The following is a 19,486-nucleotide window of genomic DNA, read 5'->3' as shown; positions in this document are numbered from 1 at the left end:
TATAATATAGGTGTAAGTAGCTGTTCAAAATTAACCGAGACGACAGACCTTGCAGGTGTCCTCTGCATCTTTGCCACCATCTTGCATGCTCTTTCGGGACGCATACCAAAGTCTCATCGGTCGCGTAGCCCGCTACGCTCTCTCTTCGGACTTTGGCATGCATCTCCGAAATAGCGCACAATTTGATGGCAATTAATTTTGAACATCTACTTAAGTAGCTGTTCAAAATTAACCGAGACGACAGACCTTGCAAGTGGCCTCTGTATCTTTGCCAACATCTTGCGTGCTCTTTCGGGCCGCATACCAAAGTCTCATCGGTCGCGTAGCCCGCTACGCTCTCTCTTCGGACTTTGACATGCATCTACGAAATAGCGCACAATTTGATGGCAATTAATTATGAACATCTACTTAAGTAGCTGTTCAAAATTAACCGAGACGACAGACCTTGCAGGTGTACTCCATATCTTTGCCACCATCTTGCGTGCTCTTTCGGGCTGCACATGGCTGCCCGGCAACTTGCGGGCATTCATTAAAACAACATGCGAGAAAGGGCGCGGGCGGCACGGCGCCCGGCCCGCGACGGTCAGGGGCCGGGGGCAGGCTGCGCAAGGGCCTGACAGGCAGCGAATTGCAAAACGGGCCATACGGCGAGCCGAAACGGCCCTTTCGGCCGGGCAAAACGGCCCGTATGGCAAACCAAAACGGCCCCCGCCCCACGGCCGGAGGGCCGGGCGCGCACAGGCAGCGGGGGCGCCTACTGCCGCAGGGCCGCCCGGCGAGTGGCGCCGACGGGCCGCACCCGCCGGAAAAAGGCGACGCCGCGAGGCCGTAATTGGAAAATGATTATTAACTTTGCACCATGAAAACACAGCCACTGCGGGCTGCAACGCCACGCCCCGGAAGCCACTACGCTCCGGCCCGCGGCGCAGCGGCAGGCGGCACCGGGGGCGGGGCTTGACAGCGTGACGGCAAACCTAAAACCACAGACTGCACAAGTGACACAATCAATTAATATAATGTAAAGACAAATGGCAAGCATCAACTTAAGACAGAAACTGGCGTGCGCGCTGATGTGCGCACTGATGATGGTGCCCACGGCGGCACAGACGGTGATGACACACCCGTGGCAGGGCAAGCGCGTGGCTTACTTCGGCGACTCGATAACCGACCCGCGCAACAAGGCGTCGAAAAAGAAGTACTGGGGATTCCTGGAAGACTGGCTGGGCATAACGCCCTATGTGTATGCCGTGAGCGGCAGGCAGTGGAACGACATACCGCGACAGGCAGGGCAGCTGCACACCGAGCACGGCGACAGCGTGGACGCAATACTGATATTCATCGGCACCAACGACTACAACGCCGGGGTGCCCATAGGCGAGTGGTTTACGGAGACCGACGAGAAGGTGATGGCGGGAATACACGAGCCCAAGCACCTGGTGAGCCGCAAGCAGCAGCACCTGTGCATGGACAACGGCACCTACCGCGGACGCATCAACATTGCGCTGAGCACGGTGAAGAAGATGTATCCCACGAAGCAGATTGTGCTGCTCACGCCCATACACCGCGCCGGCTTCTATGCCAACGACAAGAACTGGCAACCCACCGAAGACTACCGCAACCTGTGCGGCGAATATCTTGCGAGCTATGTCGACGCGGTGAAGGAGGCCGGCAACATCTGGGCGGTGCCGGTGATTGACCTCAACGCGCTGTCGGGCCTGTACCCCATGATTGACGAGCACGCGCAATACTTCAACCGGGCGGACACCGACAGGCTGCACCCCAACGACGCCGGACACGAGAGGCTGGCCAAGACGCTGATGCAACAGCTGCTGGCGCTGCCGGTGTTTTGATTTTTCAGGAGATTCTTAAGGAGTTCAGGAGGATTTTTAGGAGTTCAGGAGTTGCAGGAGTACAGGAGTTCAGACAATAGTTTGGGAGACGGAAGGCAGGAGACAGGAGTACAGACAATAGCTCGGAGCTTTGGCATGTTAATGCATTGTTTGCCCTCTTGTGCTCTTAAGCGTCTCACACTTCTTGGTTAGCATAAAGCTCCCCCGTCTCCCAAACTATTGTCTGAACTCCTGTACTCCTGCAACTCCTGAACTCCCAAAAATCCTCCTGAACTCCAAAAGCCTCCTGCCTTCCGAACACTCAAACTATCGGCAGCGCCATGCCCATCATCTTCTGATAGACATCGAGGGCATATATGTCGGTCATGCCACTGATGTAGTCGATGACAGCCATCAGGCGCGTCTCGAGGTCGGGCGAGGCAATGTCGTACTGGCTGCTCACCCGCCCGATGAGCTGGCGCGAGTAATAGCGGTCGGGATGGAGCACGGCGTCGACCATCTGCTCCATGAGCGTGGCCATGATCTTATATCCCGACAGTTCGACGTCGAGCACCGGCTTGCTGCGGTAGATGCGCTTACGCGACACCTCGGCGCAACGGCGGTAGGCATAGCGCACGGCGGGCGAGACAGCCTCGACAAGGCTCCCCTCGAAGTCGCCGGCAAGTATGCTCCCCTCGTTGTCAACGAAGGCGCGCACGCACTCGCCCTCAAGCCGCCCTATGGCACTGGCCCTCATGTAGACCACACGCTCGTTGAGGTCGTCGAGCTGCTCCTCGACCATGCGCTGTCGAATGTGCTCCTGCTCCTCGGCGGCAAAGAAGCCGAGCAGCAGCCGCTCTGTCTCCTCGTACGACAGCAGCCTCAGCTTGTGTGCGTCTTCAATGTCCATTATCTCGTAACAGATGTCGTCGGCGGCCTCAACCAGGTAGACCAGCGGGTGGCGGGCGCAGCGCAACGGCTCGCCCGGTGCCGAGAGCCTGCGCAGCCCGAGGTCATCGGCAATGCGCTCGTACACCTCGCGCTCGGTGGCGAAGAAGCCAAACTTGCCCTTCTTGCCCGCCAGCATCGACGAGTACGGATACTTCACGATGGATGCCAGCGTGGGGTAAGTCATGACAAAGCCGCCCGGCCGGCGGCCGCAGAAGCGGTGGGTGAGCAGCCTGAAGGCGTTGGCGTTGCCCTCGAAATGTGTGATGTCGCTCCAAAACTCCGGGCTCACGCTGTCGCGGAGCGTACTGCCGGGCCCTTCGGTGAAGAAAGTCTGTATGGCCTTCTCGCCCGAATGGCCGAACGGCGGGTTGCCCATGTCGTGGGCAAGGCAGGCCGCCGCCACTATCTGGCCGATGTCGCCGACGCCTGCCTCGAGCAGCGAGGGGTCGCGCCGGCACAGCTGTCGGGCCACGTCGGAGCCGAGCGACATGCCCACGCTGGCCACCTCGAGGCTGTGGGTGAGGCGGTTGTGCACAAAGACACTGCCCGGCAGGGGGAACACCTGCGTCTTGTTCTGCAGGCGGCGGAAGGGTGCCGAGAAGATAAGGCGGTCGTAGTCGCGCTTGAACTCAGAGCGGTCGTCGTGGCGCAGGCCGTGGCGATGCTCCTGGCCGAGGCGCTTGTTGGTGATAAGTCGTTGCCAATCCATAATGAAAAACACTGGGGGAGCAGGCGCGGCCAAAACCTGACGGCAGCGGCACGGCGCAACGGCAGGCGGGCGACAACGCCCGGGGCACACACCGGCACCGGCACGGCGGCCGCCAGCGGGCAGCCGGCACACCACTCCACAATCTAAACATTTCCATGCAAAATTAGTGCTTTTTTCCGTTAAAACAGCACTTTTAAAAGCAAAAGCATTGCATTTTCGGATATTATTGGCTAATTTTGCGCCTTAGCAAAAAGGCTGCCACAACAGATGATAGAAATAAAGGTAATAAACAAAGGGCACCACCCGCTGCCCGCCTACGCCACCGGAGAAAGCGCCGGCATGGACCTCAGGGCCAACACCGACGGGCCCGTGACGCTGCGCCCCATGGAGCGCCGCCTGATAGGCACAGGCCTGCACATAGCCCTGCCCAAGGGGTTTGAGGCACAGATAAGGCCGCGCAGCGGACTGGCCCTGCGCAACGGGATAACCGTGCTCAACTCGCCCGGCACGGTGGACGCCGACTACAGAGGCGAGATAAAGGTGCTGCTGGTGAACCTGTCGGCCGAAGACTTCACGCTCAACGACGGGGAACGCATAGCACAGATGGTCATAGCACGGCACGAACAGGCGGAGTTTGCCGTGGTCGACGCACTCGACGACACCGAACGGGGGGAGGGAGGCTACGGCCACACAGGCGTGAAGTGAGCCCCACACGAACAAACCACAGCCATTATGACAAGACTGACACATGCCCTGACAGCCATGGCCGCAAGCGCAATGCTGGCCGTGGCATGCCCGGCCGCAGCGCAGACAGGCAACAACGACGCCGGACGCTACGACCGGTTCTTCATTGATGCCATGCTGCAAAGGCAAAAAGGCAACAACGACGCGGCCTTCGACCTGCTGAAGCACTGTGTGCACATCAGGCCCGAAGCACCCGAGGCCTACTTCTTCCTGGCGCAGTACTACATGAGCCTGAAGCAAAACGACAAGGCCATAGAGTGCTTCAAGAAAGCCGCCGACCTGGAACCCGACAACTCAACCTACCTCGAGACGCTGGCAAAGGCTTACGTAACCAACGACAACGACTCGCTGGCAATAGGCACACTCGAGAAAATCGTAGAGAAGGAAACGGGCAGGATAGACATTCTGGAGATGCTCGTGCAGCTGTACCAGAATAGGGCCGACTACGACAACACCATCAAGACGCTCGACAGGCTCGAGACCCTTGAAGGCAAAAACGAAAGGCTCACCTACGCCAAAAGCGAGATATACTCGCTCACCGGCGACAAGAAGGCCGCGATAAACGAAATGAAAAAGCTGGCCGACCAATACCCCAACGACCTCAACTACCGCGGGATGTATGGCGACGCGCTGCTCATGAACGGACGGGAAAAGGAGGCCTTCGACATCTACACCGGCATACTCAAGGCCGAACCCGACAACTACAGGGCGCAACTGTCGATGAGGGCGTACTACAAGCAGAAGGACATGGCGGCCGACGCCGACTCGATGACCATGCAGCTGCTGCTGAACAAAAACACCGGCGACGACGCACGGGTGTACATCATGAGGCAAGAAATAGCCGAAAGCGAGAACGGCGGGGGCGACAGCACCAAGATTCTGAGGCTCTTCGACCGAATGATGGCACAGCCGCAGGCAAGCACCGACATCGCCATACTGTACGCCACGTACATGAGCCTTAAGAAAATGCCGCAAGAGAAGATTGAGGCCGTGCTGGAAAAGGTGCTCGCACAGACGCCCGACAACGCCGCGGCAAGGCTGCAGCTCGTGGCCTACGCATGGCAGCGCGACAACCTCGACAGGGTGATAGAGCTGTGCAAGGCGGCCAGGCAGTACAATCCCGACGAGATGGCGTTCTACTATTACGAGGGCATGGCACACTTCCGCAAGGACGACAACGACAGCGCCCTCAACGCATTCCAGAACGGAATAAGCGTCATCGGCGAGCATAGCGACCCCGACATCGTGTCGGACTTCTACGCCGTCATGGGCGACCTGCTCTACGAAAAGGGGCGCGCGGCTGAGGCATACGCCGCCTACGACTCGTGCCTGCAGTGGAAAGACGACAACATCGGGTGCCTGAACAATTACGCATACTACCTGAGCGTCAACGGCGACAGCCTCGACAAGGCCGAGAAAATGAGCTACCGCACGGTGAAAGCCGAGCCGAAGAACGCCACGTACCTTGACACTTACGCCTGGATTCTGTTCATGCAGGGAAGGTATGCCGAGGCGAAGATTTACATAGACCAGGCCGTGCAGAACGACTCGGACAGCAGCGCCGTGATACTGGAGCACGCCGGCGACATACACGCCAAGGCCGGCGACATTGACGGGGCGGTGGAGCTGTGGGCCAGGGCGGCCGCAAAAGACCCCGCCAACAAGCTGCTCGCAAGGAAGATTAGACAACGAAAATACATCAAAGAATGAAACTCCTGGACATCATAAAGATAGCCCTGCCGGCACTGCTGCTGGCGTTCACGTCGTGCCGATCGACGAAAACGGCCGAGAAGACCTCTGTCACCACCAAGGCCGAAGACACCGGCAAGCAGGAGATGCTGCGCAAGGTGGCTGCCGTGAGCCATGCCGACACGCGCTTTGTCACGTCGAAGATAAAGCTCAACCTGAGCGTAGGGGGACAGGACCTGTCGCTGTCGGGCAACCTGAAGATGAAGCGCGACGAGGTGATAAGGCTGCAACTGGTGGCCCTGGGCCTCATCGAGGCGGGGCGCATAGAGCTGACTCCCGACTACATGCTTGTGATGGACCGCATCAACAAGCAATATATCAAGGTGGCATACAGCGACGTCGACTTCCTCAGAGAGAGCGGCCTGAACTTCCACTCGCTGCAGTCGCTGTTCTGGGACGAGCTGTTTGAACCCGGCACCACGACCGTAACAACCAAGGCGCTGGACGCATTCAACGCCTATGAGGCCGGTACCGACGTGGCGGTGATGATCGAAAGGGGCCCGCTGACGTACAGATGGATGGCCGACAAGGACAAGTGGCTGATAAAGACGGCCAACGTGACTTACAAGGACGCCGCCCGGGGCAACACGCAACTGACGTGGCACTACGGCAACTTCAAGCCCATGGGTGCCCAAGGCTTCCCGATGCAGAACGACATTACACTGACCACGCCCAAGCATACGCTGAAGATGAGCTACTCGCTCAACGGCATCGACCACGACAGCGGGTGGGAAACGCGCACCAGTGTGTCCGACAGATACAAGCAGGTGAAACTCGACGACATCCTGCGCAAGCTGGGGTCGATGTGAGAAAGGCCAAGTGTTTAGAATTAAAAATCACCGATTAGAAAGGGCTGCGCGGCGTAAGAGGAAGGCACGGAAAAGGCAAACGTCTGCACTCCCGCACTCCGGCACTCCTGCATTCAGATGCAAATGTCTGCACTCCCGCACTCCGGCACTCCCGCATTCAGATGCAAATGTCTGCAATACCGCACTCCGGCACTCCGGCATTCAGATGCAAACGTCTGCACTCCCGTACTCCGGCACTCCCGCATTCAGATGCAAACGTCTGCCCTCCTGTACTCCGGCACTCCCGAACTCCGGGATTTGAGGTTCGCAAACAGAATGAGGTGAAGAGTTGGGATGCAAGAGGTTTGACTCGGATAAGGAAGCAAGTGGGATATAGGCCGGATGCTGTGATTATGAATAATGAACTGTAAATTATGAATTATGTAAGTGTTTTGCTGTTGACGCTGGCCCTGGCCATTGCCCCATGTGGCGCACAGACTAAGAAGGGCACGGCCGGAAAGAAGGCACAGACAACACGCACCACAAAGAAAAGCGCCGCCAAGAAGCAGACCACATCGATATCCGGGCTGCGCAACCAGCGCGCGCAAATAAAGAAACAGATAAAAACGCAGCAACAGAAGCTGCGCAACAACGAGCGCGACGTGAAGCAACGGTTGCAGAACCTGATGGTAATCAACTCTGAGATTGCCGACAAGCGCAAGAGCATCGACACCATTCGCCGCGACATAGGCAAGCTGAACACAAGCATAAGCAACATGGGCAAGCAGCTGAACACGCTGCAGGCAGAGCTCGACGACCGCAAGGAGAAGTTTGTGAAGTCGATGCGGTACATGCACCGCAACCGCTCGATACAGAACCAACTGATGTTTATCTTCAGCGCCAAGAACCTGACACAGATGTACCGCAGGCTGCGCTTCACCCGCGAATATGCCACGTTCCAGCGTGCTCAGGGCGAGGCCGTGAAGACCAAGCAGGCACAGATAGAGCAGAAGCAGGCGCAGCTGAAGGCCGCACGCAACGACAAAGACAGGCTGCTATACAAGGGAGTGAAGGAGCAGGAGGCCCTGGAAAGCAAGCAGACCGAGCAGGAGCAGGTGGTGGCCACGCTCAAGAAACAGCAGAAGACCATACAAAACATCATAGCCCAACAGCAAAAGAAAGACGCCGCCCTCAACGCCGAGATAGACCGCCTGGTGGCCATCGAGGTGGAGAAGGCCCGCCAGAGGGCCATAGCCGAGGCCAAGCGCAAGGCCGCCGAGGAGGAGGCGCGCAAGCGGGCTGCCGAGCTTGCCCGCAAGAAAGCTGCCGCCGAGGCTGCGGCGAGGGCCAACGCGCAACGCATAGCCGAGGCCAAGAAGCGCGAGGAAGAGCTGAAGGAGGCGGCCCGCAAGGCATCGGCCGAGAGGCGCAAGGAGGCTGAGCGTGCGGCCCGCGAGGCCGAGCGCGACCGCAAGGAAGCCGAGCGCGCAGCCAAGAAAGAGGCCAAGGAGAGGGCCCGCGAACTGGCCAAGGCCAAGGAGACCGACGAGGCGGCCTTCAGCCTGAACAACGAAGACCGCCGCATCAGCGGCAACTTTGAGAGCAACCGCGGCCGGCTGCCCATGCCCATCACCGGGCCCTACCGCATAGTGAGCCACTTCGGGCAGTACAACGTGGAAGGACTGAAGAACGTGAGGCTCGACAACAAGGGCATCAACATACTCGGGCAACCGGGCGCACAGGCCCGCAGCATATTCGACGGCGAGGTGAGCGCGGTGTTCAGCCTGGGCGGAACGACGGGCGTGATGGTTCGCCACGGCAGCTACATATCGGTATACTGCAACCTGTCGTCGGTAAGCGTACACCGCGGTCAGCGCGTGAGCGCACGCCAGGCCCTGGGCACCGTGGCCTCCGACAACATACTGCAATTCCAGCTGAGGCGCGAGACGGCCAAGCTTAACCCCGAGTCGTGGCTCGGCAGGTGACCCACACCAAGGCGCAGCCCGCCCCTGCAACGGCAAAGGCAGAAACCATCACCCGCTGCGACAGCATGCAAAGGCTTGGGGCGAAAACGGACGCCGAGGGCACGGCAAGACACACTCTTCACCACAAAACGATGGCGCGGGCCAGGGCACAAAGCCCTGGCCCGCGCCATTTTTCAATCTACGCCCCGCCACTCAGGCCTCAGCCGCGGCCAGACCACAGGCGCACGGTGCCGTCGGCAAGCACCTCGCCATAGCTCCTGCCCCCGAAACGGTCGGTCACTACCACCGTCACCCGGCCGCCACCGGGCCTCGGGCGGCAGCGGAACAGGTGAGACGTGGGCACGGCGGCGGCCCCCGCCCCACGCGGCGACGGCCCGCGGTCAACGCCCACAAAGCGCTCCATGCCGCCCATGGGCCTGCCGCCCTGCATCCACTCCACGCGGCAGCGCGAGTCGTAATCCCACACATTGGCCACCACAAAGCCTTCGTGGCCGGCAAAGGTGCCAGGGGCCCACACCCTCATGCGGCAGTCGGCCGACCTGTCGGAGGCCACATAGCGCCACGAAATGCTGTCGCCGTCGACGGCGGCCACCATATATCCGTTTGGCGCGCCGCACCTGTTGACGTCGCCCGACCACCACGCCCCCGACGCCGCGCCGATGTTGTGCTGGTAAAGGCTGTCGCCGACCTCCACATTCTGGAAGAAATGGGTGTGGCCGCAGAACACATGCACCCTGTATCCGCTGAGCGCACGCTCCAGCCGCGGCGCATTGTCGATGTTGGCCGCGGCGCCCTCGCGGTTCCACCCGGGCGCGTGCATGTTGAGAATGACGAGCGAACCGCGCGGCACATAGCTCAGGTCGCGCTCAAGCCAGCTCAACTGGCTGTCAGACAGCAGCTCGGCGTAGCGCCCCCCGCCACGGTAATCGATGTTGCACATGGTGACGATGTGCACCAGGCCGATGTTAAACGAATAGTCGGTGGGGCCAAAGCGGCGGTGGTAGGCCATCTCGGCATAGGCCGGCGCCCCCTCGGGCGCATGGCGGAGAGCCGGCAGCCGGCGGTCGAAGTCGTGGTTGCCTATGCACTGGAACATGGTCATGGGCATGCCCGCGACCGACCCCGCATAGTCGTCGAACAGCCCCATGTCGTCGAACACCAGGTCGCCGAGGGCCACGCCCACCACCTCGCGGCTACGGCTGAGCGCGGCCACCGTGCTCCTCAGGCTGGCCACGGCCTCGCCGCGCCAACGGGCCACGTCGGAGGCATTGCGCACCTGCGGGTCGGATACGGCCACATAATAAAAGCTGTCGGCCGCCACCGGGCGGCGCTCGAGCACGAAACGCCAGCCGCCGCCGGCCACCGCCCGGCCCACGGGCACGAAAAAGCCGGCAGCCAGGCCGCTATCCTGCGGGAGCCTGAAGCCTGCCGGCGTCGAGATACTCACAAACTTACTCCTGAACGTATCGGTGACCAGGGCCCATCGCCCGTCGGCGCCGGTGAGCGCAAACCCCACCCCGTCGTTTACCACTACGCCGCCGATGCCGCGCCCCTCGGTGTCGACCACCATCCCCGACAACCTGAAAACACTCTGCCGCGGCATGCCTCCGCCCATCAGGGCCAGGCATGCAAGCAGCAACAACAATCCCCTTGCCTTCATATTCATCCCTTTCATCATCACAACGCCCAAGGGCCACCACCGGCCTTAGGTCACGGCAAAGGTAGCACAACGCCTTTACGCAGGCGTTGCAACGGGGTTACAGCCCGCGGGGCGGCCCCGTCAGCCGAACAGTGAGCGCAGCACCGCGAGCGAGCGCAGCTCGGGAAACGAGGCCATGTGTATGCGGTAGTAGCCCACAATGACGTCGACCATGCGGTTGCGCTCGCCGCGCGACAGTCGGAAGAGGTGCATCGTGGCATAGTCCATGCGCATCATCAGCCCCACCAGCGCAGCCTCGCCCGGCGCCAGGTAGTCGGAGTGAACGGGGGCGCTGTCGCAGAAGCAGCCCGAGCGCAGGTCGAAGCAGCGGCCAGGGGCATAGCCCCCAAGGTTGGGGTAGAAGCCCAGGAAACGCGTGAGCCTCATCAAGAACACGAGGTGGAAGTTGGCATATCCGCCGGTGGCGCTGTCGAGCCACTGCAGGCTGTCGGCCAGATAGTCGAAGAGCGGGCCTCCCTGCTGCTCGTCGCGCAAGGCGTGGCACAGAAACTCGGCCACGAACATGGCCACGGCCAGCTTGCCGCTGTCGGCCGTGAGCGTGGCGTAGGCATAGGCCATCGATGCGTCGCCCAGCCGCTGCAGCTGCAGGCGGGGCCTCACGTCGCAGGCCACAGACAACTGCGTGAGCGGCTGGAAATACTGCTTCTTGATTCGCCCGCGGCCCGAGCGGGGCACGCTGACGATGAACGACAGCCTGCCACACTGGCGCGTAAACATGTCGACCACGAGCTTGCTGTCGCCATACTTCACCGCACGCAGCACTATTGCATCGGTATTTACAATCATAGCAGGCGCAAAGTTACAAAATAAAGGCGGAAAGGCTGTGCGGCGCCAAGGAAAAAAGCTGCAGGCCGCCGAAGCGGCAGCACAAAACGGCCCCGCGGCGGGCACTTTGGCAAAGAGGCCGTATTGCATTGCGGAACGGCCCGTTTGAGCCCGCCGAACGGCCCGTATCGCAAGGCCGTACGGCCCATTTGGCGCAGCCGCCCCGCCCCTACCCCGCAAGGCCTACGCCACCGAGGGCGCCCCAAGGCCAGGCCCCGGCCGGAAGTGAGGGGCAAAACGGCCGCAAGGGAGTGCCGCCGAAAGCACCCGCGACAGGCGCCGCCACGCAACGGCCTGCAGCGGGGCACAGACCGGCCCGGCAGCCCCAAAACAGCCATAAGCACCTGACTTTTAGTCAAAAATGAGGCTGCGATTCAATTTTTCGACTAAAATATTTTGCAGATTAAAACAAAAGCAGTACCTTTGCACCCGCAAATCCAACATCAAGGTCCCTTCGTCTATCGGTTAGGACGAGAGATTTTCATTCTCTAAAGAGGAGTTCGACTCTCCTAGGGACTACAAAATAAAAACAGTTTAGCGAAGTAAATTAAAAGATGGCAAATCACAAATCAGCATTGAAGAGAATCCGCCAGAACAAGAAGCGGGCTCTGCACAACAAATATTATGCAAAGACAATGCGCAATGCAGTGCGCAAGTTCCGCGCCCTGACAGACAAGGACGAGGCAATAAAGCTCTATCCGACCATGCAGAAGATGCTGGACAAGTTGGCCAAGGTTCACATCATACACAAGAACAAGGCAGCCAACCTGAAGTCGAGCTTGGCCCTGCACATGAACAGGCTATAAGAAAACAAGTGGCACACACACAATAGTCAAGGCCGCAGCCCAGCGATGGGTTGCGGCCGTTTATGTTGACGGGGCCCCTGGCGCGGCCCGGCGGAGAGTTTGCACGCCCCGCGCCGCAGCCTGCTTTTTGGGCTGAAATATTTCTGCAACTCGCATTTTTTTAGTATCTTTGCGGCTGATAACAGCGAAATCTACTTATGGCAGAAGACATAACCAAGGAAAGCAATTATTCCGCGAGTAACATCCAAGTGCTCGAGGGACTGGAAGCCGTGCGCAAGCGCCCGGCCATGTACATCGGCGACACGGGCGAGAAAGGCCTCCACCACCTTGTCAACGAGACGGTGGACAACTCCATCGACGAGGCCATGGCCGGCTACTGCACGCACATCGAAGTGACGATAAACGAAGACAACTCCGTCACCGTGCAGGACAACGGCCGAGGCATCCCCGTCGACGAGCACAAGAAGCTGCACAAGTCGGCCCTGGAGGTGGTGATGACCGTGCTCCACGCCGGCGGCAAGTTCGACAAAGGCTCATACAAAGTGAGCGGCGGACTGCACGGAGTGGGCGTGAGCTGCGTCAACGCCCTGTCGGTGAAGATGCTCTCGCAGGTGTTCCGCGACGGCAAGATATACCAGCAGGAGTATGAGAAGGGCAAGCCCCTCTACCCTGTCAAGATAGTGGGCGAGACCGAGCAGAGGGGCACGCGCCAGCAGTTCTGGCCCGACCCGGCCATCTTCACCGCCACCACCGAATTCAAATACGACATCATTGCCAAGCGCATGCGCGAGCTGGCATACCTCAACGCCGGCATAACCATCACCCTGACCGACCTGCGCCCCGACGAGGAAGGCAAGACACGGCAGGAGGTCTTCCACGCCAAGGACGGGCTGAAGGAGTTTGTGAGGTACATCGACAGGCACCGCACCCACCTCTTCGACGACGTGATTTACCTCAAGACCGAGAAGCAGGGCATACCCATCGAGGTGGCCGTGATGTACAACACCGACTACAACGAGAACATACACTCTTACGTCAACAACATCAACACCATAGAAGGCGGCACCCACCTGACCGGGTTCCGCATCGCGCTCACCCGCACGCTCAAGGCATACGCCGACAACGAGCCTACCATAGCCAAGCAAATAGAAAAGGCCAAGATAGAGATTGCCGGCGAGGACTTCCGCGAGGGGCTCACGGCCGTGATATCAATAAAAGTGGCCGAGCCGCAGTTTGAGGGCCAGACCAAGACCAAGCTCGGCAACACCGAGGTGACCGGGGCCGTGCAGCAGGCCGTGGGCGAGGCGCTCAACTACTACCTCGAGGAGCACCCGAAGGAGGCCAAGCTCATCTGCGACAAGGTGATACTGGCCGCAACGGCCCGCATTGCCGCACGCAAAGCCCGCGAGAGCGTGCAGCGCAAGAACCCCATGACGGGCGGCGGGCTGCCCGGCAAGCTGGCCGACTGCTCAAACAAAGACCCCAAAGACTGCGAGATATTCCTCGTCGAGGGCGACTCGGCCGGCGGTTCGGCCAAGCAGGGGCGCGACCGCTACACCCAGGCCATACTGCCGCTGCGCGGAAAGATTCTCAACGTAGAGAAGGTGATGTGGCACAAGGTGTTCGAGAGCGAGTCGGTGATGAACATAATACAAAGCATTGGCGTGCGCTTCGGGGTAGACGGCGAAGACGACAAGGAGGCCAACATCGACAAGCTGCGCTACGACAAGATAATAATCATGACCGACGCCGACGTCGATGGCTCACACATCGACACCCTCATCATGACGCTCTTCTACCGCTTCATGCCGAAAGTGATACAGGAAGGACACCTCTACATAGCAACACCGCCACTCTACCTGTGCACCTACAAGAACCAGGCCAGGGAATACTGCTACACCGAACAGCAGCGCCAGGCCTTCATCGACAAGTGGGGAGGAGGCGTAGACGACGGGAAGAACATACACACACAGCGCTACAAGGGTCTCGGCGAGATGAACCCCGAGCAGCTGTGGGAGACAACCATGAACCCCGCCACGAGGCTACTGAAGCAGGTGACGATAGAAAACGCCGCCGAAGCCGACGACATCTTCTCGATGCTGATGGGCGACGACGTTGAGCCGCGACGCGAGTTCATAGAGAAAAACGCCACCTATGCCAACATCGACGCATAGGCACACCACACACTGACCAATACAGACGAGCCGGAGAACCAGCCATGACGCAACCACGCAATGACTGCTTCGCCGGCTCGCCGCTTGAACACGGCAACGCCCCGCAACGCCAAGGGCACGGCCGCACGACAATAGCCTGACAACATCAACCTACTGAAATGACAACCAAAAACCTGATAACGGCTGCCGCAATGGCAGCCCTGGCCGCAACGCAGGCCACCGCACAACAACCGCCACTGCTGCTTTGGTATGACACCCCGGCACGCCACTTCGAAGAGGCCCTACCCATTGGCAACGGCAAGATGGGGGCGCTGATATACGGCGGCACCGACAGCAACACCATATTCCTTAACGACATCACCCTGTGGACAGGCAAACCCGTCGACCGCAACGAAGACGCCGGGGCCTCGCGGTGGATTCCCGAGATACGCAAGGCGCTCTTCAACGAAGACTACAGGGCGGCCGACTCGCTGCAACTCAACGTACAGGGGCACAACTCGGAGTACTACCAGCCGCTGGGAACGCTGACCATAACCGACAACAACAGCGGCCCGGCAACGGAATACAGGAGGGAGCTGTGCCTCGACAGCGCCCTGTGCAAGGACAGCTACACACGCAACGCAACCACATTCAGCCGCGAATACTTCGCATCGCACCCCGACAGGCTCATCGCCGTGCGCCTGAGGGCATCGAAACCGAGGGCCATCAACTGCTCGGTCTCGCTCTCGTCGCTCGTGCCACACACCGTCAAGGCGTTCGGCGGCGGCCAGCTCACCATGACAGGCCACGCCCTCGGCGACCCGAACAACTCGATACACTTCTGCACCATACTCCGCGCAACGGCAAAAGGGGGCACCACCCACGCCACCGACTCGACCATAACGATAAGCGGGGCCACCGAGGCCACGGTCTACATAGTAAACGCCACGAGCTTCAACGGCTTCGACAAGCACCCCGTCAGCCAAGGGGCACCCTACCTTGAGAACGCTGCCGACGACGCATGGCACACAGTCAACCTGACCTACGACGAGTTCAAGAGACGCCATGTGGCCGACTTCAGCTCGCTGTTCGGCAGGTTCAGGCTCTCGCTGGCAGGCGCCAAGGCCGACGACAGCCGCACCACGGAACAGCAACTGAAGGACTACACGACCAAAAACGAAAGCAACCCATACCTCGAAACACTGTACGCGCAGTACGGGCGCTACCTGCTGATAAGCTGCTCGCGCACACCCGGGGTACCCGCCAACCTGCAAGGGCTGTGGGCCAACAAGCTGCGCTCGCCGTGGCGGGGCAACTACACGGTCAACATAAACCTCGAAGAAAACTACTGGCCGGCCGAGGTGGCCAACCTGCCAGAGATGGCCATGCCGCTCGAAGGGTTCATATCGGCGCTGGCCGCCAACGGACGGCACACCGCACGCAACTACTACGGGGTGGAACGGGGATGGTGCTCGAGCCACAACAGCGACATCTGGGCCATGACAAACCCCGTGGGCGAAAAGCGCGAGAAGCCCGAATGGGCCAACTGGAACATGGGAGGGGCATGGCTGGTGAACGTCCTCTACGAGCATTTCCGCTTCGGGCGCGACACCACCTACCTCTGCCAGACGGCCTACCCGCTCATGAAGGGGGCGGCGGAGTTCTGCCTCGGGTGGCTGACAGACAACCCGCTGAAGCCGGGAGAGCTGATAACGGCCCCCAGCACATCGCCCGAGAACGAGTACGTAACCGACAAAGGATACCACGGAATGACCTGCTACGGGGGCACGGCCGACCTCGCCATCATACGTGAGCTGCTGGCCAACACCGCCGAGGCGGCGCGCACCATCGGCACCGACGCCGCCTTTGCCGACTCGCTCGACGCTACCGTGGCACGGCTGCACCCGTATGCCATTGGCAAGAGGGGCAACCTGCAGGAGTGGTACTACGACTGGAGCGACTACGACCCGCACCACCGCCACCAGTCGCACCTCATAGGACTGTTTCCCGGGGGCCACATCACCGACCCGGCCCTGCTGCAAGCCTGCGCCAAGACGCTCGAGCTGAAGGGCGACAAGACCACCGGCTGGAGCACAGGGTGGCGCATCAACCTGTGGGCAAGGCTGCGCAACGGCGAGAAGGCTTACCAGACATACCGCAAGCTGCTCAACTATGTCAGGCCCGGGGCCGGCTCACGGCAGGGCGGAGGCACCTACCCCAACCTGTTCGACGCCCACCCGCCGTTCCAGATCGACGGCAACTTCGGGGGCACGGCGGGCGTGTGCGAGCTGCTGGTGCAAAGCCACGGCGGGGCCATCGAGCTACTGCCCGCGCTGCCTGCGGCGTGGAGCGAGGGCCGGGTTGAAGGCATCAGGGCGCGCGGCGGCTTCGAGATAAGCATGGAATGGGCAGGGGGGCGCGTGGCCCGGGCCACCATCAAGTCGGAGAAAGGCGGCCACGCCACCGTGGCCTTCAACGGACAGAGCCACGACGTAAGCCTTGGCGCCGGCGAATCAATAGTGTTGGAGTGAGACGCCTGGCACTATACATCATGGCTGCGTGCGCCATCGGCGCCACGGCGCAAGACTGGGGGCTGCGCTGGATAGCCTGCCCCACAGCCGGCGAGGCCGACCAAGTGTGGTTCCGCCGCACGTTCACCATAGACGGGCGGCCGCCGTCGGCAAGGCTCACAATAGCCAGCGCCGGCAGGTTTGAGCTGTATGTCAACGGCTACAACGCCACCACCGACGTGATTGCGCCCGGCGCCGCACCGCAATGCGACACGATAAGGGTGATGACATTCGAGGTGGGGCGCTTCCTCAGGGCCGACACCAACGTGGTGGCCGTTTGGTACTCGCCAGCCGGGCGGAGCCGCAAGCAGCTCGCCATGACCCTGAGCGGGGGCAGCGGCGACAGCGACAGGGTGGCCCTGAGCACCGACGGGCAATGGCTTTGCCGCCCCGCCAACGCCACGACCACGCCCGAGGGCGACGAGACCATAGACGACCGCCACTACATCGACTACTGGAACACCGACGGGGGGCCCACCGTAGGGTGGGTGCCGGCCGAGGAACAGGAAGGGCTGGCGCCCTCGCCCATAGCCCTGGTGCCGCCGATACACAAGGCGATGCGCATCAGGCGGATAAGCCGCTACACCTTTCTCGACGACCTTGGCAGCACCGTCGTCTACCACTTTGCACGCCGCTTCGACGGCTGGGTGCGCGTAACGCTCAGGGGCATGGGCCGGGGTGACACGCTGACGGTGAACGGACTGACCTACGTATGCTCCGGAAGGAGCGACGAGCAGGCCTGCCGCCGCTTTACCACGTCGGCCTCGTCGATGGCCGTGGTAAGCGGGCCGGAAGGTTTTTCGCGCGATAACGTGACCGACATAGAAGCCATCGACATAGAAGAATACACCCACACGAGCTACCTCTACTGAACATACGGCCCACCGGCGGGCCCGGTGCCCCGGGCTCAGAACAGCTGGAACTTGAGGCCGAGCGACAGCCCGAAGATGTCGCACAGGCTCACGCTGCCGTCCTGGACGAGCGCACGCAGGTAGAGGTCGCACGTGCTCAGCTCATAGAAAGCCGTTATGCTCTTCACAAACTTGCGCCTGTTGCTGGGCAGCACCAGTTCGACCCGCTGCCCGGCAAACACGTTGACACGCACCTTTGTCGACAGGAACGGATAATAGCTGTCGGGATAACGCGCCGGCTGGCTGCGCCAGAACTCCGGCCCGAACACCGTGTTGAAGTACAGGCCCACCGACAGCGGCTCGACGGCCCAGCCCCGCTTGAGGTATATGCTCCACGGTATGAAATTTTCCTTCAGGGTCATTGTCACCTTCGCACGGTCGCTCCCGTAGCGCGGCAGGAAGCCGAAGAGCAGGTGGGTCTCCCATTGCTTGTGGCGGCCGTACTCCCACCCGACGCCAAACGAGAGCAGTCCCATGTTGCCGGCAAACTGAACCACGGTCTGCGTGGGTATGAGGCTCTGCCACTGCAGGCGGTAGCGGTGCACCCTGCGGTCGTAGCGCGTGAGCAGCGAGCCTCGGGCAGAGGTGTCTGCAGCGGCAGCCACAACCACAGCATGCGCCCCCTCGCGGCCGGCGGCCGCCCCGGCGCCGCACACAGCGCACGTGTCGGCATCCCAGCCTGCAGCGCCCGCCGCCGTGGCAGCGCCCATGAGCAGGCTAAAAGCTAACGACCTCATATTCATATCCGTCGGGAGTGAAGGTGAACAAAAGGTAGGAACGGTTGGCGGCACAGTCAACCCCATAATACATCAGACCGTCGCCAAAGATGTCGCCGGCCGAAAGACGGTGGTCGTGGCCGTAGACACAGCACATTATTCCGGGAAACTTGCTGACGTAATACTCAAAGGGCTTGGCCACGTTGTTGTTGAACTGGTCGCTGTACGGGGCGGCGTGCATGCACACCACCGTGCGGTCGAACAGCGCCGAGTCGGCCGTCCACTGCCCCTCCATGTAGTTGAAGTCGGGGTTGGCAGCCACATAGTCGTACTCGGTGGCGTTGGTATTGAGGCACACAAACTTGATTCGGGCCACTATGAAGCTGAAGTTTCCCTCGCCATACATGCGCCTGTAGGTCTCCTCGCCGGTGCCCAGGCAGTCGTGGTTGCCCAGTAGCGCCACATACGGCACGCCGAGGCCGGCAAGCACATCGCGCTGCCATACAAACTCCTTGGTGGTGCCGCAGTCGGTCAGGTCGCCCAGGTGAACCACGAAGTCGGCCCGGCCCCGGCGGTTGATGTCGTCAACCATGTCGCCGGTCTCAGTATACCACCCGTGGCTGTCGGAGACAAAAGCCACCCGCAGCGTGTCTTTACCGCCGCAAAGAGCCCCGATGCGCCCGATGGCGGTACCGTTGATACCCAGCTCGCCGCCGAACCGCACGTCGTAAGGATGGTAGTCGAAAACGCCGTCACATCCCCCGGCAACAAAGGCAAGGGCAACGGCTGCCGCCATGGCAAATTCATGCTTTAGTATCATAGTCGCAAAGTATTGTGCAAAGTTACGCACAAAGAGACCAAAATCGGAGGTCGACAACAGGCTTTTTGTGTCCGAAATGTCGTTTTAAACACCCAATATGGAAAATTATTCGTATATTTGCCATTGAAATAAGTCTCAGACGGCAATCCGTGGGCACACCCCCCAGCCCCCCTCTGGCCCCCCCCCATGGCCGGGAAAATCAAAGGAAGG

At 60.7% G+C, this 19,486-nt stretch carries 14 protein-coding genes and 1 tRNA gene; 10 read left to right on the top strand and 5 right to left on the bottom strand.

The annotated features are described in order from the left end of the window. Window positions 1-1,070: 1,070 nt before the first annotated feature. Window positions 1,071-1,850 carry an SGNH/GDSL hydrolase family protein gene (locus H6B30_RS13985; protein ID WP_205111682.1) on the top strand — a complete coding sequence of 260 codons (780 nt, stop codon included), beginning with the start codon at window positions 1,071-1,073 and terminating at the stop codon, window positions 1,848-1,850. Window positions 1,851-2,151: 301 nt separating this feature from the next. Here the strand turns inward: H6B30_RS13985 and dgt are convergent, their stop codons facing one another. Further along, window positions 2,152-3,489, bottom strand: a complete 1,338-nt coding sequence (dgt, locus tag H6B30_RS13980; protein WP_205111639.1) for a dGTP triphosphohydrolase — start codon at window positions 3,487-3,489, stop codon at window positions 2,152-2,154. Window positions 3,490-3,756: 267 nt separating this feature from the next. Here dgt and dut point away from each other — a divergent pair, with 267 nt between their 5' ends. The 4 genes from dut to H6B30_RS13960 all read left to right on the top strand — a co-directional run bounded on the left by dut (window position 3,757) and on the right by H6B30_RS13960 (window position 8,755). Continuing rightward, window positions 3,757-4,194, top strand: a complete 438-nt coding sequence (gene dut / locus H6B30_RS13975; protein ID WP_205111638.1) for a dUTP diphosphatase — start codon at window positions 3,757-3,759, stop codon at window positions 4,192-4,194. A gap of 27 nt (window positions 4,195-4,221) precedes the next feature. Next, window positions 4,222-5,943 (top strand): tetratricopeptide repeat protein, encoded by a 1,722-nt coding sequence (locus H6B30_RS13970; RefSeq protein WP_239484073.1) that lies wholly within the window; start codon window positions 4,222-4,224, stop codon window positions 5,941-5,943. Further along, a complete protein-coding gene (gene lolB1, locus H6B30_RS13965) occupies window positions 5,940-6,791 on the top strand; it encodes a lipoprotein insertase outer membrane protein LolB1 (protein ID WP_205111636.1) in 852 nt (283 codons plus the stop codon). The genes H6B30_RS13970 and lolB1 overlap by 4 nt, the downstream gene beginning before the upstream one ends. A 413-nt stretch (window positions 6,792-7,204) precedes the next feature. Beyond that, a complete protein-coding gene (locus H6B30_RS13960; RefSeq protein ID WP_205111634.1) occupies window positions 7,205-8,755 on the top strand; it encodes a peptidoglycan DD-metalloendopeptidase family protein in 1,551 nt (516 codons plus the stop codon). Between the two features lie 199 nt (window positions 8,756-8,954). Here the strand turns inward: H6B30_RS13960 and H6B30_RS13955 are convergent, their stop codons facing one another. After that, window positions 8,955-10,415, bottom strand: a complete 1,461-nt coding sequence (locus H6B30_RS13955) for a calcineurin-like phosphoesterase C-terminal domain-containing protein (protein WP_205111632.1) — start codon at window positions 10,413-10,415, stop codon at window positions 8,955-8,957. 120 nt (window positions 10,416-10,535) lie between these two features. Then, window positions 10,536-11,261 carry a DNA repair protein RecO gene (recO, locus tag H6B30_RS13950; RefSeq protein WP_205111630.1) on the bottom strand — a complete coding sequence of 242 codons (726 nt, stop codon included), beginning with the start codon at window positions 11,259-11,261 and terminating at the stop codon, window positions 10,536-10,538. 486 nt (window positions 11,262-11,747) lie between these two features. On the opposite strand from recO, the gene H6B30_RS13945 reads away from it, so the two are divergent. The 5 genes from H6B30_RS13945 (at window position 11,748) to H6B30_RS13925 (ending at window position 17,701) form a co-directional block, all read left to right on the top strand. Beyond that, window positions 11,748-11,819, top strand: a tRNA-Glu gene (locus H6B30_RS13945). Between the two features lie 35 nt (window positions 11,820-11,854). Next, window positions 11,855-12,106 (top strand): 30S ribosomal protein S20, encoded by a 252-nt coding sequence (gene rpsT / locus H6B30_RS13940; RefSeq protein WP_205111628.1) that lies wholly within the window; start codon window positions 11,855-11,857, stop codon window positions 12,104-12,106. Between the two features lie 197 nt (window positions 12,107-12,303). Then, on the top strand, window positions 12,304-14,280 hold the full coding sequence (gene gyrB, locus H6B30_RS13935; RefSeq protein ID WP_205111626.1) for a DNA topoisomerase (ATP-hydrolyzing) subunit B: 1,977 nt from the start codon (window positions 12,304-12,306) through the stop codon (window positions 14,278-14,280). A gap of 158 nt (window positions 14,281-14,438) precedes the next feature. Further along, complete coding sequence (locus H6B30_RS13930) at window positions 14,439-16,790, top strand: glycoside hydrolase family 95 protein (protein ID WP_439116971.1); 2,352 nt, start codon at window positions 14,439-14,441, stop codon at window positions 16,788-16,790. Next, entirely contained in the window at window positions 16,787-17,701 is a 915-nt protein-coding gene (locus tag H6B30_RS13925) for an alpha-L-rhamnosidase N-terminal domain-containing protein (RefSeq protein WP_205111624.1), read from the top strand. Before H6B30_RS13930 ends, H6B30_RS13925 begins: the two co-directional genes overlap by 4 nt. Window positions 17,702-17,736: 35 nt before the next feature. On the opposite strand, the gene H6B30_RS13920 is transcribed toward H6B30_RS13925, so the two are convergent. Continuing rightward, window positions 17,737-18,477 (bottom strand): hypothetical protein, encoded by a 741-nt coding sequence (locus H6B30_RS13920; RefSeq protein ID WP_205111622.1) that lies wholly within the window; start codon window positions 18,475-18,477, stop codon window positions 17,737-17,739. Next, window positions 18,458-19,276, bottom strand: coding sequence for a metallophosphoesterase family protein (locus H6B30_RS13915; protein ID WP_205111620.1), 819 nt, complete (start codon window positions 19,274-19,276; stop codon window positions 18,458-18,460). Before H6B30_RS13915 ends, H6B30_RS13920 begins: the two co-directional genes overlap by 20 nt. Between the last annotated feature and the right edge of the window lie 210 nt (window positions 19,277-19,486).

The organism is Marseilla massiliensis (assembly GCF_016899955.1).
Taxonomy (GTDB): Bacteria; Bacteroidota; Bacteroidia; order Bacteroidales; family Bacteroidaceae; genus Prevotella; species Prevotella intestinigallinarum.
Note: the sequence above shows the minus strand (reverse complement) of the source record. Positions and strands in the feature narration are given on the sequence as shown.

Excerpts from the sequence above, each read along its gene's own strand:
- H6B30_RS13985 (WP_205111682.1), top strand. The coding sequence starts at position 1,071 with ATGTGCGCACTGATGATGGTGCCCACGGCGGCACAGACGGTGATGACA.
- dgt (WP_205111639.1), bottom strand. The coding sequence starts at position 3,489 with ATGGATTGGCAACGACTTATCACCAACAAGCGCCTCGGCCAGGAGCAT.
- dut (WP_205111638.1), top strand. The coding sequence starts at position 3,757 with ATGATAGAAATAAAGGTAATAAACAAAGGGCACCACCCGCTGCCCGCC.
- H6B30_RS13970 (WP_239484073.1), top strand. The coding sequence starts at position 4,222 with ATGACAAGACTGACACATGCCCTGACAGCCATGGCCGCAAGCGCAATG.
- lolB1 (WP_205111636.1), top strand. The coding sequence starts at position 5,940 with ATGAAACTCCTGGACATCATAAAGATAGCCCTGCCGGCACTGCTGCTG.
- H6B30_RS13960 (WP_205111634.1), top strand. The coding sequence starts at position 7,205 with ATGAATTATGTAAGTGTTTTGCTGTTGACGCTGGCCCTGGCCATTGCC.
- H6B30_RS13955 (WP_205111632.1), bottom strand. The coding sequence starts at position 10,415 with ATGAAGGCAAGGGGATTGTTGTTGCTGCTTGCATGCCTGGCCCTGATG.
- recO (WP_205111630.1), bottom strand. The coding sequence starts at position 11,261 with ATGATTGTAAATACCGATGCAATAGTGCTGCGTGCGGTGAAGTATGGC.
- rpsT (WP_205111628.1), top strand. The coding sequence starts at position 11,855 with ATGGCAAATCACAAATCAGCATTGAAGAGAATCCGCCAGAACAAGAAG.
- gyrB (WP_205111626.1), top strand. The coding sequence starts at position 12,304 with ATGGCAGAAGACATAACCAAGGAAAGCAATTATTCCGCGAGTAACATC.
- H6B30_RS13930 (WP_439116971.1), top strand. The coding sequence starts at position 14,439 with ATGACAACCAAAAACCTGATAACGGCTGCCGCAATGGCAGCCCTGGCC.
- H6B30_RS13920 (WP_205111622.1), bottom strand. The coding sequence starts at position 18,477 with ATGAGGTCGTTAGCTTTTAGCCTGCTCATGGGCGCTGCCACGGCGGCG.
- H6B30_RS13915 (WP_205111620.1), bottom strand. The coding sequence starts at position 19,276 with ATGATACTAAAGCATGAATTTGCCATGGCGGCAGCCGTTGCCCTTGCC.